This is a genomic window from Paenibacillus polymyxa M1, assembly GCF_000237325.1.
In the GTDB taxonomy this organism is placed as follows: domain Bacteria; phylum Bacillota; class Bacilli; order Paenibacillales; family Paenibacillaceae; genus Paenibacillus; species Paenibacillus polymyxa_C.
The window spans coordinates 1,730,741-1,745,080 of record NC_017542.1 but is presented as its reverse complement, the minus strand read 5'-3'; the positions used below and the strand labels follow the sequence as shown (position 1 = coordinate 1,745,080).

Below are 14,340 nucleotides of genomic sequence, written 5' to 3'. Positions count from 1 at the left end.
CAAATACCTTAAACAAGTTGGACATTGCAAAAAATATCTGACTAAACCTCATCCCCTCTTAATTTTTCATTAATCTATTTCAACGATAGCTAGTTTAACCTACTTTAAATAAAAGTACCTACTCTTTTGTAGATTTCATCAATCTCATCTTTATTTAAGAAATAGCGGATTATAAAAAAATAAACAAATAGCCCCAAAAAGACAAAAAACGACATCGACTTTTGATTCGAATGGCATGTTCAAGTACTTTAGGATGTGTGCTAGTCTTTGATTATAAATATTACAAATTGGTGCAATTATGTTAAAAATCATAAGAAAAATTACTAGTCCGTTACTTGTTATTTCTTTTTTTAACCACCTCATTCTTAGCATCGCCTGCATCAGCAGACGGAGAAAAGGAATTGACGTCAAAAGCTAAACCAAATTCGTCCTTTTCTACATTGGTAGATAACATTGTGCAGGGAAAAACTACGCTAAAAATCAATACCCTTAAAGAAACAAATGTCACAAAAGACGAAGCCTTAAAACAATATGCTAAAGCTTTTGATATTGTAGAAAAGTATATTGTAGAAAAAAATATTAAAATCAATCAAGATCTCGACAACATTGAATATCAAAAATTTATAAAGTCATTAGGGTCATCACTTGATGACTTTTCAGAGCCTGACAGACAAGAACTTGTGAAGTTAGTTAAATTTGTGGATTTATACGAAAACGCTGAGAAAAACAAGATTATTAATAACCTTAAATCAAAATTATATACAAAATCCATTAATGAGGATGGCTTAGCGGAACTGTTGGAACTTGTACCAGTATCCTTGTCAGATCCTTCAACAGTTGAGACTCCTTCGACTGTTGAAGCCTCAGTTTATCAAGAAAAGGCAGACATAAAACCGTTAAGATATGCAAATGGATACAGTTCAGTTGATGCAAGAGAATATGCTTACAAATGGTGGGATGACCGTAATCCAACTTACTCTGAGTACTACGCCGATTATTTTGGTTGTTCTGTAAGTAGAGCATGTTGGAATGACTGCACCAACTTTGTTTCACAGGCATTATATGCTGGTGGTATGCTGGAATGGGATGGTTTATATTTAACTGGTGATGATGCTTGGTACTTTAGAAATGGCCACCTCTTTAAACCAACCCATAGCTGGGGAGGGGCACATAACTTCTATAATCACTGGAAGTATAGAGCTAAATTAGCATCTAGTACAAACGATATGTCAATGGGAGACCCAGTAAATGCTGACTTTAATAATGATGGTGACATTGATCATACAGCTATTATAACTGAGTTTACGAATGGTCATTTCTTTTTGACTCAGCATACAACAGATCGAAAAGACGCTCCCCTATCTACTTGGTATTCAAATGGGTACAAGGTTTATGCATGGAAAATGAGTACTGCAAAAAGAACCCCAAATGACTGAGGTGTTTATGCGCTTGATTTGTTTAGTATTATTAATAATCCTTGCATCATGCTCAAATGTAACAGATAGTTTGACCCAGGAGGTTAGTACTGAATATGAAAATGTTCAGGAACTTAATAATTTGCCTCTTCCCAGCACTGCCATCAAAGTCGATGGAAAATATAATAAATATTTTAAAATATATGAAGTTTCTCAACCTTTTGAAAATTTTAATGCTGCATATCAAAAAGAACTCAAAGATGAGGGATGGGAAATAACTGAAGTCGAAAGCAACAAAGTAATATCAGTAGAAAAAAACAATATTAAATACTTACTGATTATTACTATAAGCTCTGACAATCAAACAACCAAGGTTACAGTTAGAAAAAATTCTTAAGACCCCACACGGGGTCTTTATTTATATTATGAATATGGAAGTCTCAAAGCCCCCGTAACTTTCACCTACGTTGGTTAACATACTCCTTTGAGCAGACCTCACAGGAGTATGATGCATAGTCACATGCTTGCCCCCCTCCAAGAGGTCACAAATGCCGTCACAAAATTCAGTCATTTATAAGATTTTAATAGAATGAATCAGTACAGATCAGTAAATTGAAAATTGCTATGAAAGCTTGTCCCGTTTGAATTTACGGCTTAAACATCGAAAAATTTCACTGCCCCGAATTCGGTACATCTTAGACGCACCACACATGATGTAACCACGGGAGTTAGAGATCGTCAACAGCGTTGTTTTAGGCAGTTTGACCTCGACTCCGATAAATGTATGCTCACCCACTTGAATAGGCTCTATGTGTATCATGACGATTTCATGCACCTCCTCTTTGTTCATCCGGGATATTTTATGCGGCATTTGCGGGTGAGTGTGGACATATTAGGTGGGGAATGTATGTACAGCAAAATAGCGATATCAAATAGACCCGACGTATTTTTTCTCATCTAGTCTCGGTGATCATCGTTAATGGTCTGGGTTACGCTTTATTCAAACTTTTTTAAGTACTGTGGCGGCACAAGGTCGGCAAGCCAAACACCGTGGTTGGCTTTATAAAACTTCACTTGATTAGCCAATGCCTTTGCTGTGTCCACTTCAAGGATCACTAGTTCTCCGCGTCTTTTGCCTGCTAAAATTGCAAACTCAAGGGATTCAGACAGATGTACATACTTTCTGCCCATTGGCTTAATTCCTTCGGTGAAAAGGTTATGGATTACCTTTGTGTTTGTACCGTGATAGAGAATCGTTGGTGGAGTAGCTTCCTCATAATTTAATTTGCCTGCACTGTGTCCATAATTAGCTCTTATGTACCCATTAACCATCTCATATCTTTGTTTTGGACAATGGCTTACTACTTGCTTGATATCCGACTCACTGACATCAGACCATCTATCCTCTGATCTTATTCCTCGAAGCAGGTCTTGAATGTCACAATAGCCCTCATGATCCAGTTCAAGACCAAACTGTTCTGGTGTATGCCTAAGAATCTCACTCATAAATTTACTAAGGCTCTCTTCTTGTTTTGGCGTTAACATGATATGCTCCTTCTAATTAAAATATTTGTCGATCTATAGTAACCAATCTGATGATTCATAGCGTCTTGTGAAGTAAAGCACAAATGCCCCGATAAGGAAGGATGTACCTCCAATTAAAAAACCTCTTGACTGTTTATATTATAAGCCACAAATACTGCTGGAAGCCCAAATCCACAAGGAAAATACCCGAAAATGCCTCTTACCAAAGCCATGATAAAAGATTTCCGATTCATAAATCCCCCTCCTTTCTAATAATGTACTTTATTATATTAGAATAGTTAGATTCTCACATGAATTTTCCCCATACCAGTCTTCATCAAAATAGTATTCGCTTAGTTTATTATTAATTTTGTTCAAATCCATTTTAATTAAATAATCCTATTATATATAAAATAAACTCTTTCCTTCTGTATTGCTGTTAATTTTCTTTAAAAACGCAAGTTCATTATTTATATTTTATAACAACACTAAGTAAAGGTAGAGTATACAATTCGCATACCCCATCTTTACAGATGTCCTTAATTCATTTTATATAAATCGTACTACTTGTGTTCCCTTTTTTATATCTTCAATGTTTCCTGAATCCTTTACATTAATTCCAATTAGCGGATGGTTAGCAATGGAGAAAGAAATGCTTATATCCAATACGTCCAGTTCGCATTTCGTTCCATCTATCTTATCTACTTGTATTTTTGAACCTATCAAACCTTTCAAATTGGTATGATCCTGCTTATCTAAACCAAGATTTGTTCCAATTAAAATGATTCCTTTATTAGGTGTTTTAATAATATCGTCTAACTTCATAATCTCCAAAAGAGAACCTCTCCATTCTAACGTTCATGTATAAACAGTATATCTTTAACTTCCCTAATTTTGATACCTTCGTTTTTTAATCTAGTAATTCCATCTCTTAATAGCATGATCCTTTCTAATTGGGTCAAATCAGGAGCAAACCGTGCAGCTCGGATACTTGCTTGAGCTTCGTCAAGTGCAAAGTTCCTAGTTATAACGTTAAATTCATCATCCATAACCCGGAAGGATTTTCCTGCTAGTCCTGCTTCATAATGTCCGACAACTTCATGCGCTATTGTTCCATGACCAGTAATCCGGCTATTAGCTGCTAATTTACCTGTCGCATTAGAAGGTAATACATCATTATTTATATTGAGAATCGTATCAAATAATAATCCAGTAGGAGATGTGTCATTAGGCCCCGCTACACGGATATTTTCTTGTGGCATCCCTAATTTTTTTGCATACTGAGTTAAACCTTCAATTTGTGCTACAGTTAAAGGCACTTCATTACGCAGGCCATTAGTATCAATAATTTTTCTTGCATTGTCCGCCTCTTTTATTATTCGGGTAGTTCCATCTTTTAATGGAGTATATTTTATAGACCCTGATAACCCAATTTTAGGCTTAATAACTGAGCTAACTCCTCCAAACAATCCTGCTGTACCGATCATATTAGCCCAGTGTTCCTTTGACCACGCATTGGTAGGATTAAATGCTCCCTGAATCATACCCGTTATTCCAAATGTACCGAAATTGAGCATGTCATTCCATGAATCGTTTTGTTTAGCTGCCCGTTCCATGTACCCTTGATACATTCCTTTTGGAATACCATACGACATATAATCTAAGAAGCTCCAAACCGAATCAAACTTTTTCTCATAGCGTACTGAATTAGCATCTACAAAATCCTGACCTAGTTCAGTTAAGCTATCTACCGATTTCTGGAATGCATTTCGTGTATCTGGAGCAGGAATAGCACATGAATTCGGTGGAGGCGGTAAACAACTTGTGTCAATATTACCTGCTTCCATTAGGTCCGCTAATCTGAATTTATCTGCATGATGACGTAACTCCCTCGCAATAGAATCCATCAGGGTAACAAAGTCGTTCATATTCTTCTGAGCGGTCTGGAAGGAATAGTAAAAGTGCTCTTTAGTCAGTCCTTCCCACAATTGTCCCATAGATGAAATTTGTTTTAATAAATTGCTATTCATTTGAGTTGCAGTTTGCTGTGCTAACTCAAACTGCTTGGAGACAGTCATAAGTTGCTCAGGTGTCACTTTAATAGTTGTCATAGTTTACCTCTAGTCATGAGTTCGTTATGACATAGTAACACTATTCCGATTTATGGAAAATAAACTTAATTCCTAATTGTTATATGAAGGATTAACCTTTCTACCTATGTCTAAAGACTTAAATTCATCGTTTTTTAATCTTCATCTTCATTCTTTAATCTTTAACAAAGGAGTAATGTGAGAAGCGTTTTTGTAACTTTTGCCTTCTGCAATTTGTTTGACTCTATATGCACATCCCTTCTTGTTTAGCCCTCCGTCTACAAATGGATCTCTTCCAAAAGTAGTTTTTCTTCGACCATTAGACAGTCTTTTGCATGAAAAAAGTGAAAACCGGACTGGTAAGGGGGTATCCCTATCCGTTCCGGTCCTGTTTTCTTTCGTTACAACACAGTTTGTTTCTGGTATTTTTCAGTCTTACGATCCTTTTTTATCACTTTACTGTTATTCCTATAATCATCCCATGAATCCAGACTCAAGTAAGGCTCTGCTTCGATGATGTCTTTTACTTTGCTGTGCTGTTGTTCTTTGAATAGCTCAATCATTCGAATTAAATCATTACGATCCAGCAGCTTCACTCCATTATAACTGGCTAACTGTTCACACGAGGGAGTATATTTACTTGAAGTAATCACAATAGATTTCTTAGCTCTATAAAATCGCATAGAACTGTACACTTCCTGAACTGCACTCAAACCTACAGGATTGCTTAATGCATACCGTTTTGCCTGAATGACATTGCGATATCCTTCTCTATCCGTAAATACCAAATCTGTTCCAAAATCTCTACTGTCCTGTGTTTTATACGCATCACTATAGCCTAAACACAAGAACAACCTGAACAGATACATTTCAAAATCCTTGCCATCTTCCATACGATCGATCTCATTTATTCCGATTTTGTAAGGGTCAATATCCTGCGTTACTTTATATCGCTCTTGGACTTTAGGCTTTTTAAGAAAACGTAATAGAGCCAAAGCAAGTAATACAGCAATGACACCAACAACTATAAATATGTACAACTCTGCTCCTCCTCAGCTATTCAACTCTTTTCCATACTTGCTTATAATACAACAAATAGGTACAACTTCCCATAAAATTTAGATGAATATAGTGAATTAGAAACAAAAACAAGTCTAAATAAAAAGGCAACAGGTAATACCTGCTGCCTTACTCCCTATTATTCAGCTTCCGTTAATGTTTTTAAAGCTTCAGTAAATGAATTGCCGATCGACATAATTTCTCCATTAACTTGCTTGCTAAATTGAGACTCCGTAAGTTTATCTTTTCCTGCCGTGTGATTTTTAATGAATTTTATAAGCTCTGCTTTCTGCTTTGCAATATCCTTTAAAACTTGGTCACTTTCTCGCTTGTAATTTTTAATACTTTTACTTAGTTCAACCTTCGCCACGCTGAGCTGCTTCTTTAATTTATCGCAATCAGCCTTCGCTTGAGCTATTACCGTTTTACTAGACTTATTTTTCACTTCGTTTTTATATCGCGCAGTTGCTTGGTTTAATCTTTGAGTCAGCTCACGAACCTCTGCCCCCAGAATAGCATTAAGTTTTTTTTGTGCAGCTTTAATTTCTTTCACACGATCTTTGTAATTCTCAAAGTATAATTTTTCAATTTCACTTGTTGACATTGCTTTTGTAGATGTTGCTGCCAATACTTGTGATGGAATTAAAACAACAATCATTAATAATAGTAGAATAGCTTTCTTCATATGTATCCCCTTGTCTGGTAATAGTACAATTATCATAAGGGAAATGAAGGGAATAGACAATATAATTAAAAAGCATTAGAAGAAAAACTGAATTATTTCTATTCTTTCAATTAAAAAGGGAGATCGTTATGAAGAAATATGGAATAGCAATCTTTATAGCAACTCTATTTGCGAGCATTTGGATACTTAGTAGTTACACTAAAAGTTATACCCAAAACGAAGTATTCAGCTATCTTATAAAAGATCAAGGATACAAACCATCTGAAATTTATTCAGTTGAAACTCAAATAGCTAAAGCTCCCTTAATTAGTACACAAGTTATATTTAAGGACGAAATCGATGCTAGGTATTTTTATAAAAAGGAGCAAGGTAAAATTATTCAGTATAACCAAGCCCCTATTAAGGGAGTAGATGATGGTGCTTATATTTATAAACATCATGAAAACAAATAAAAACGAAAGATCATCCTCAATTCAGTGAAAAAACTCAATTGAGGATGGCCTAAGCTATTCATTTTTCCAGATAATAGAGCCATCTGAAGATGTAATCATGCTAGGGGGATCGTCATGGAGAGAAATTTCAATAAAGGAGCTTTTTCTTTTTTGCAACCATTTATATATACTTCCTTCATCGTTAATCGGCTTAGATACTATTTTTTCAACTTCAATAACTGCAGCAGCATATTCAAGGAACCCATTATCTTCTTCATCTAAACCATTGTTTGTTTCATAGATGGTGTCCCTAGTGCCAATAATCTTTAATCCATTCCCCCAATGAATAGTTAATTCATCTTTTGGCACAGAAATAATAGCTTTAATTAAAGAATCATATCCCATATACTCCTCCTTGGTTTAAGGCTCTTCTCGTCTTCAAATTCAATGGAGTGTTTCGCTATAAATAAACCATTGTCCCAATTCCTTATTAACCTATCCAGACACAACCATCTTATCATGGATGATATTGTTGTTTGCTGTATTCAAAAACTCGTGTCCTTTATTTGATTGACCAATTATGCAAAAATAAGCCTACTCCCATTTTATTGTTAAAGGAGCAAGCTCATAAATAAATTATTTTGTAATATTCATTATCTTTTCAGCGATTGACTGACAATCTTCAATGCTTTTATCGAATTCCTTTTTAAAAGATTGAGCGAATACAGAATGGATCTGCTTGGCTAATTCTCTAATAGAGTTTGTTTCCTTGCTTTTTTCATGAATTTTATGTATTTCTGAATAATATTCATCTTCTAATAGAGGATATATTTCGATTGGGTTCCATTCATTAATCATTTGTACTATATCATTGTTCATTTTTATAGACTCCTATTCTCCAAATAACGATTTAGATAGTGCTTTATATGCATCACCATACTTACCCTTAGGAATAACTATAACAAGCGTCCCATCGTTAGCAATACAGCAGCATCTTCTTTTGAAAACAAATGTTTAACGATGAAAATAAATTTAATCAATTAAATGAGGAAAAACTGCCGCATAAATAGGATAGTTTAGTTCCAAGAATTATTAATTAGAGGTTGTAATGTTCACATTTAATGTTTCACCTATTTTTTGGGTATCCACTTTAGCTCCCAACACTTCGGAAACAACTCTTAAAGGAACTTGAACACGAGTTGTAGGAATCTGCGGTGCCGCCAGCATCATTTTCTCTTCATCGTTGACATATGCAATCTTACTACCGATCGCCAATTTAATTACAGTTCCATTCTTTGATTCGATTGTGACTTGTTGTAAAGTTTTGTCCCAGTCTCTTACTCTCCCTCCTAGATTTTCAGAAACGAAGCGAAGAGGAACAAAAGCTGTATTTGTAGCATTTTCAATATAAGGAGGTGAATCTGAATTAGTTCCAAAATTAATAGGAACACCGTTTACCTGTACATTAATTGTGTAACTATAAGGATGTTTTGTTGCACTGGCTTGTACGCTTAATACAAGTGAAAAAATAAGAAATACGGAAACCGGAAAGAATCTTTTCATCATTCATCCATCTCTCCCTTTATTTAAAATTAACAATTTACTGAAAATATATCTTTCTGACCTCCAAGATGTACTTTTCCTGTGAATCATACATCGTTGCCTAATAATAAGAATAAAGCAAGGAAGTTTTTTATTCCAAACTTTGCTATTGTTACAGAGTTTGATTATACTTTAGCCACTATTAGAATTGCGTGTTTCTACCGAGGAGGGATCAAATTCCAATGAATTTAGCCGTCAAGTTGATGCAAAAATTCAAAGACCGCGATACCCAGAATAAGCTGAAAGGCTATCGGGACAAAGCGGAGCTCATTAGGAAACGGAATTTGGAAGCATGGGACGATCAGCGGCTGAAAGCGGAATCTCTCCGGCTGAAAAAGGAAGCAAAATTGGGTACGCCTTTGGATGAGCTGCTTGTCGATGCTTATGCGTTAGTCTGCGAGGCAGCGAAGAGAAAGCTCGGATTACAGCCTTATGATGTCCAGATCATGGCTGCCATCGCTCTGCACGATAGGTTTGTGATCGAGCAGCATACCGGCGAAGGAAAAACGCTCTCTGCTGTTATGCCTGCTTATCTAAATGCGCTGACCGGCGAAGGCGTTCATGTGCTCACTTTTAACGATTATTTGGCAAATCGGGATGCGGAGTGGATGGGTCCGATCTATCGTTTCCTCGGATTAACGGTAAAATCGGTTCAAGCGGGCATGAGCTTGTCCGAGAAACGAGAAGCGTACGCCACGGATATAACCTATGTTACGGCCAAAGAAGCGGGATTCGATTATTTGCGCGACACGATTACACTAAGCGAAGCCGATACCGTGCATCGTCCTTTCCACTACGTTATCGTCGACGAAGCGGATTCACTGCTTCTCGACGAAGCTCGGGTGCCGCTAGTCATCGCTGGCGAGCCGGATTCTTCCGGCAACGACGTAATTCGTTTCGCAGATGTGACTAGACAGCTTGAGCAAGATAAGTATTACGACTTCGACGAGTTCAAGCGGAACGTTTATTTGAATGAGGCGGGCGCTGCGAAAGCGGAGTCGCTGCTGGGATGCGGTAATTTGTACGAAAGCCATAATAGTCATTTGTTGTCGTCGTTAAATTGCGCGTTGTATGCGGAAACGTTATTGAAAAAAGACGTCGATTACATCGTCCGGGACGGTAAAATCGAGCTGATCGACGAATATACCGGCCGCGTGGCGGAGAACAGGCATTTGCCAGAAGGACTGCAAGCCGCGCTTGCAGCCAAAGAAGGGCTGCACTCGAAAGCCGGCGGGAAAATTCTCGGAACGATCACCCTTCAACACTTCATTAGCCTGTATCCAAAAATTTGCGGAATGACGGCTACCGCGTACGCTTCCGCAATGGAATTCAAAGAGATTTATGCGCTGCAGGTCGTGCAAATTCCACCGAACCGGCCAAACATACGGATCGACCAACCGCATCGAATTTATACCCATAAGGAAGCCAAGCTTAAGGCGCTTGTCCAAGAAATCTCGTCCGTCCATGCGATGGGACGGCCGATTCTCATTGGTACGTCAAGCGTGGAGGAGTCGGACATGCTGGCAGAGGCGCTAGCGGTTGCCGGCGTACCCTGCCATGTTCTGAATGCGAAAAACGACGTAGAAGAAGCCGAGGTCATTGCAAGAGCGGGAGAAATCGGCGCCGTGACGGTGTCTACGAATATGGCGGGACGCGGCGTCGACATTCGGCTCGGCGGTGGTAACCCTACGCAAGCAGAAGTTGTCGCCAAGCTGGGAGGGTTATACGTGATTGGTACACATGTAAACGAAAGTGTGCGGATCGACGACCAACTGCGCGGGCGTTCTGGACGCCAAGGCGACCCTGGAGCTTCCGTATTTTTCGTAAGCTTGGAGGACGAGTTGTTACTTCGGTTCGGCATCGATAAAGCGATTCGTGCCCACAGGCAGGATGAGACTCTCGAAGACCCGGTGCTACGCAGCAAAATCGCGCATATTCAGCGCGTTATTATGGGCCAGAACTTCGATATCCACCAGGAACTAAACCGTTATTCGGATATGGTGGAGGAACAGCGACGTATTCTATACGAGGAGCGGCTCGCAATTTTGAAAGGAGAGACGCCGATGAGCCCTTCGGAGCAGCGCGTACGGCTTTATTATATTGACAAGTTCTGGGCTGACCATCTGGCATACGTTTCTTACCTTCGCGAAGGCATCCACTTGGAGAGCCTTGCTAGCCGCAATCCGATCGACGAATTTCATGAGCAAATCATCCAAGCATACGAGCAAATTCCAGCTAAAATAAATAGTGAGTCAGCGAATATGCTTGTAAGGCTCGGAAGTTCGAATGATCCGGCGAAGTGGGAAGCGTTCGGTCTGAAGAGCCCTTCTTCCACTCGGACTTATATAATCAACGATCAATACATCCAGAATATGCGCAGCTCATGGACCGCAATGACTGTATTTGCTTTTGGGATTCGCAAGATTTTGAGGCCGATATTCAAACTGTCAAAATTTTGATGCAGCGTAGCTTTTTCGAGAATGATCGGGACGAATAAGAGCAAACGCTCGATTCATCCTGCGCTGAAAAAGTTGAAGCGAAGCATTGACTCCGTGTTGACTTTGGACGTCCGCTTGGATTTCTCAACTTTATAATCGGTATAAACATACCAATCACGGCCGCCAAAGCTATGGCGGCTTTTTTGCACTCATTTTGAGGAGGGATTGATATGCCAATGGCAACAAGCGTAGCCGCTATAAAGCAGACATTCTCATTGAATGTAACCGCCATCGGATGTTGGGCTAATAGTCAAGCCTGATTTTGAGATTGATCCGTTATTCTTCTCTTTTTCTCAGCAATAAGTAAACCTAGTAGTACATATCCTCTGTACACTAATCCAATTAAAAGCACTCCGCCAGCAATAGAAAGGAGGATAACTAAAATATTAAGTATAAATAGAAATAACTCCAAACAGACACCTCCAAAGTAAATTAGTCTTTTTTATCTTATAGTAAAAGTCGTGTCGAAGTATCATAAAGCTTGTCATAAAACAAAATAAGAAAGTAGTTGAATGAAAGAACTAAGTTATTTAAAAAGGCTAATGGTCAGAATAAAATACTTATATCTGTGCAACTTTTTTTCGTTTTTCTGGTATATATGATAAAAAAATGAAATCAGGTGTTTATTCAATGAGACGAATTTTTGTTTCTCTACTTGTATCTTCCTGCCTTCTAATTTCTGGCCTGCTTCCAACGGCTCTGAGTTATGCGGAGAATTCAACTTCCAATCTTCCCGTTGTAGTAGAGGATGCGGCTGTGTTCTATCTGGTTCCGCACCAACTGACTGCCGAATTGAACAAATCTTCTTTATCGCTGGATTTCGTCTCCATAAAGACCGCTCCCCTGCTGAAAAGAAATAATCACTTATATTTCCCGTTCAAATGGCTGGAAACAGCTCATTTGGCAACCATCAAGTGGGATGCAAAGACAGGCAGTACGTGGGCGGAGTTTAACACTGGGAACTCGGTACCATTTTCCTCATTACGATTGATGCCTAACCAATCAAAGATTTACAGTTACTTCGACGGAAAAATGACAGCACTAGATGAGTCAATTCCTAAAACGTTTATGAAAAACGGCCAATTGTATATTCCAGTGTCATTCCTGTCTAAGATGGGAATAATTTATACATGGAATAATGGTATCATGCACTGGACCTGGAACGATAAAATAATCAAAGCGCTTCACCCAACGTACACAACGGATAAGGAAAATATCACTTTTAGCGCATTAGTGCAAAAAGAGTTCGGGCATGCTTATCTTATGGTGAATACAGGAGACGGTGGCATGACAAGCTCTATCGGAGGTAGCATTAGCACGTTTAAGGGAAAAGAAAAAAACATTGGAAAGCCGATTATAATGAATGGACAAACATTTCAGCGGATTGAATACTCAGTAGAACTTCGTCCCGGTCCAAATCCATTAGAAATTCACACTAATGATAAAGGATCTGTTAAGATAATGGTCCATCGCAAAGTATTAAACCCATCATCCGTTCCTATCAGATACAATCATGCCGGTAACGAGCAAGACATCCGCTTTACCAAACCGAGCCAGGGATATCTCCGTGTAAAGGCTGGAGATTCAATAGCAATTGCTGGAGTCGTGATGGACACGTATATCCAAAGCAATGAAGTTTCTTTTGGAGTGGCAGCATTTCAAAACGGTGATTTTGTTGAAGTTGAAAAAAAGACCGTTATTCCCCTCAAACAGGATAAATCCTTTAGCGGTTCTGTCGTTATTCAAAAACCTGGTACTTATTTGGTCAATATTCTAAGCCCAGATGTATTCGTGGGAGGTAGTTCACCGTACGGCTCTGTCAAATGGGCTGAGATAGCAGTCGAAGTATTGCCTAAAACCAAGAAAAAACCATAATTCTTCTCTTCCAGATCTAACACCAGCTAAATATGGACCAGTATAATAAAGGAGCAGCGGCGGACACAAGACTTGATAAATAAAATCTTGTGTCCGCCCCTGTTGTCATTGACCTAACGTTTCTCGTTAGCTTAACAAGGATTTCTTTTAATCACCAGGCTTTCCCTATACTAATTTGAATGGTTTCATAGTACAAAAATTATCCTTTTCCATAAACCTTATTGGAGGCTAGTAAATGAGTAAATTTGAAAAAAATCTAATTAAGTATTTGTCTTATGGTTTTTTTGTAGGAATATATTATTCCTTTATCAAAGGGCCAACTATGAGTTCTTCAGTCAACGGTATATTTAAGTTTTATACAGTACCCACTTCTACTTTTATTTTCAGAACTTTATCCATCTCGTTTCTACTAAGCCTCATTGCTGGAGTGGTCTATACTATCGTTTTTTTATGTATAAAAGGAAATAAGTATATCCCCCAGAATAATCCTAAAGCAAAAGGAGCCGACCAATCGCAATAGCTCCTTTTCTTTATTGACGGTTCAAAGCAAATATTGCGTCACAGGTAGAACTACTTTAAGCTTGCTCCTACTCAAGTTATATTAGCCTATCGAGGCACAGCCATTTTATCATGGATGATATTGTTGTTTGCTGTATTCAGAAACTCGTACCCTTTATTTGATTGACTAACTATTTTAAAAAAGCCTGTCCTCATTTTATGTCAAAGGCGCAAGCTTATAAAATATTAATCATACTCAATGAACACATTGCCGTTTCTATTGATGGCTTTCTGTAACAATATAATTATATTGTCCTTAAGGCAAGGAAGTACAGGTAATATATTAGTTAAACTTTTCGCTTCTTCCTCGGTCAAATTTTTAATATCAAATGAATCAAACAAATGTAGAGTCTCTCTAATATTTTTCACTTCCCAACGACTTTCCTCATACCAGCCTTCGTGAGCATCATACTCACTTAGTATATTACTTTGTACAGACTCTATTTGAATCAAGCAGCCCAATAATGTTTCAAAGTATCCATTCCATATCTTCAATGCATAGCTTTCATCTGAATTTATATAAATCACTCTTATTTCTGGTTCTCCTTCAAATCCAGCATAGTAGGTATCATTTATTTTATCTGTCTTCATACTCTTACTCCT

General features: G+C 38.1%; 16 protein-coding genes. 6 read left to right on the top strand and 10 right to left on the bottom strand.

Features of this window, described 5'->3' with window-relative positions:
* The first annotated feature begins 401 nt into the window (after positions 1-401).
* A complete protein-coding gene (locus PPM_RS07700; protein ID WP_014599591.1) occupies positions 402-1,436 on the top strand; it encodes an amidase domain-containing protein in 1,035 nt (344 codons plus the stop codon).
* Complete coding sequence (locus tag PPM_RS07695) at positions 1,429-1,812, top strand: hypothetical protein (RefSeq protein ID WP_014599590.1); 384 nt, start codon at positions 1,429-1,431, stop codon at positions 1,810-1,812. Before PPM_RS07700 ends, PPM_RS07695 begins: the two co-directional genes overlap by 8 nt.
* A 225-nt stretch (positions 1,813-2,037) precedes the next feature.
* On the opposite strand, the gene PPM_RS07690 is transcribed toward PPM_RS07695, so the two are convergent.
* The 6 genes from PPM_RS07690 to PPM_RS07665 all read right to left on the bottom strand — a co-directional run bounded on the left by PPM_RS07690 (position 2,038) and on the right by PPM_RS07665 (position 6,773).
* The gene (locus PPM_RS07690; protein WP_014599589.1) at positions 2,038-2,235 is read right to left on the bottom strand and encodes a hypothetical protein; all 198 of its coding nucleotides are present in this window, start codon (positions 2,233-2,235) and stop codon (positions 2,038-2,040) included.
* 176 nt (positions 2,236-2,411) lie between these two features.
* Positions 2,412-2,960 carry an RNA 2'-phosphotransferase gene (locus tag PPM_RS07685; protein WP_013370218.1) on the bottom strand — a complete coding sequence of 183 codons (549 nt, stop codon included), beginning with the start codon at positions 2,958-2,960 and terminating at the stop codon, positions 2,412-2,414.
* Between the two features lie 528 nt (positions 2,961-3,488).
* Positions 3,489-3,764, bottom strand: a complete 276-nt coding sequence (locus tag PPM_RS07680) for a hypothetical protein (protein ID WP_228392921.1) — start codon at positions 3,762-3,764, stop codon at positions 3,489-3,491.
* Between the two features lie 26 nt (positions 3,765-3,790).
* Positions 3,791-5,050 carry a WXG100 family type VII secretion target gene (locus PPM_RS07675; RefSeq protein ID WP_013370215.1) on the bottom strand — a complete coding sequence of 420 codons (1,260 nt, stop codon included), beginning with the start codon at positions 5,048-5,050 and terminating at the stop codon, positions 3,791-3,793.
* Between the two features lie 380 nt (positions 5,051-5,430).
* Complete coding sequence (locus PPM_RS07670) at positions 5,431-6,069, bottom strand: restriction endonuclease (RefSeq protein ID WP_013370214.1); 639 nt, start codon at positions 6,067-6,069, stop codon at positions 5,431-5,433.
* Between the two features lie 158 nt (positions 6,070-6,227).
* Positions 6,228-6,773, bottom strand: a complete 546-nt coding sequence (locus PPM_RS07665; RefSeq protein ID WP_013370212.1) for a hypothetical protein — start codon at positions 6,771-6,773, stop codon at positions 6,228-6,230.
* A 128-nt stretch (positions 6,774-6,901) separates the two neighbouring features.
* Here PPM_RS07665 and PPM_RS07660 point away from each other — a divergent pair, with 128 nt between their 5' ends.
* Complete coding sequence (locus PPM_RS07660; RefSeq protein ID WP_013370211.1) at positions 6,902-7,225, top strand: DUF3139 domain-containing protein; 324 nt, start codon at positions 6,902-6,904, stop codon at positions 7,223-7,225.
* A gap of 54 nt (positions 7,226-7,279) precedes the next feature.
* Here PPM_RS07660 and PPM_RS07655 read toward each other — a convergent pair whose 3' ends face one another.
* The 3 genes from PPM_RS07655 to PPM_RS07645 form a co-directional block, all read right to left on the bottom strand.
* Positions 7,280-7,609: a hypothetical protein gene (locus PPM_RS07655; protein ID WP_013370210.1), complete on the bottom strand. Its 330-nt coding sequence runs from the start codon at positions 7,607-7,609 to the stop codon at positions 7,280-7,282.
* A gap of 231 nt (positions 7,610-7,840) precedes the next feature.
* Complete coding sequence (locus PPM_RS07650) at positions 7,841-8,083, bottom strand: DUF1871 family protein (RefSeq protein WP_013370209.1); 243 nt, start codon at positions 8,081-8,083, stop codon at positions 7,841-7,843.
* A gap of 213 nt (positions 8,084-8,296) precedes the next feature.
* The gene (locus tag PPM_RS07645) at positions 8,297-8,770 is read right to left on the bottom strand and encodes a copper amine oxidase N-terminal domain-containing protein (protein ID WP_013370208.1); all 474 of its coding nucleotides are present in this window, start codon (positions 8,768-8,770) and stop codon (positions 8,297-8,299) included.
* Positions 8,771-8,988: 218 nt separating this feature from the next.
* Between PPM_RS07645 and PPM_RS07640 the strand changes: the two genes are divergently transcribed.
* From PPM_RS07640 to PPM_RS07625, 3 genes are all read left to right on the top strand, one after another.
* Complete coding sequence (locus PPM_RS07640; RefSeq protein WP_013370207.1) at positions 8,989-11,265, top strand: DEAD/DEAH box helicase; 2,277 nt, start codon at positions 8,989-8,991, stop codon at positions 11,263-11,265.
* A 648-nt stretch (positions 11,266-11,913) separates the two neighbouring features.
* A complete protein-coding gene (locus PPM_RS07630; RefSeq protein WP_231860486.1) occupies positions 11,914-13,179 on the top strand; it encodes a copper amine oxidase N-terminal domain-containing protein in 1,266 nt (421 codons plus the stop codon).
* 235 nt (positions 13,180-13,414) lie between these two features.
* Entirely contained in the window at positions 13,415-13,699 is a 285-nt protein-coding gene (locus PPM_RS07625; RefSeq protein WP_043885907.1) for a hypothetical protein, read from the top strand.
* Positions 13,700-13,923: 224 nt separating this feature from the next.
* Here the strand turns inward: PPM_RS07625 and PPM_RS07620 are convergent, their stop codons facing one another.
* Positions 13,924-14,328: a hypothetical protein gene (locus PPM_RS07620; protein WP_013370203.1), complete on the bottom strand. Its 405-nt coding sequence runs from the start codon at positions 14,326-14,328 to the stop codon at positions 13,924-13,926.
* Positions 14,329-14,340 lie beyond the last annotated feature (12 nt).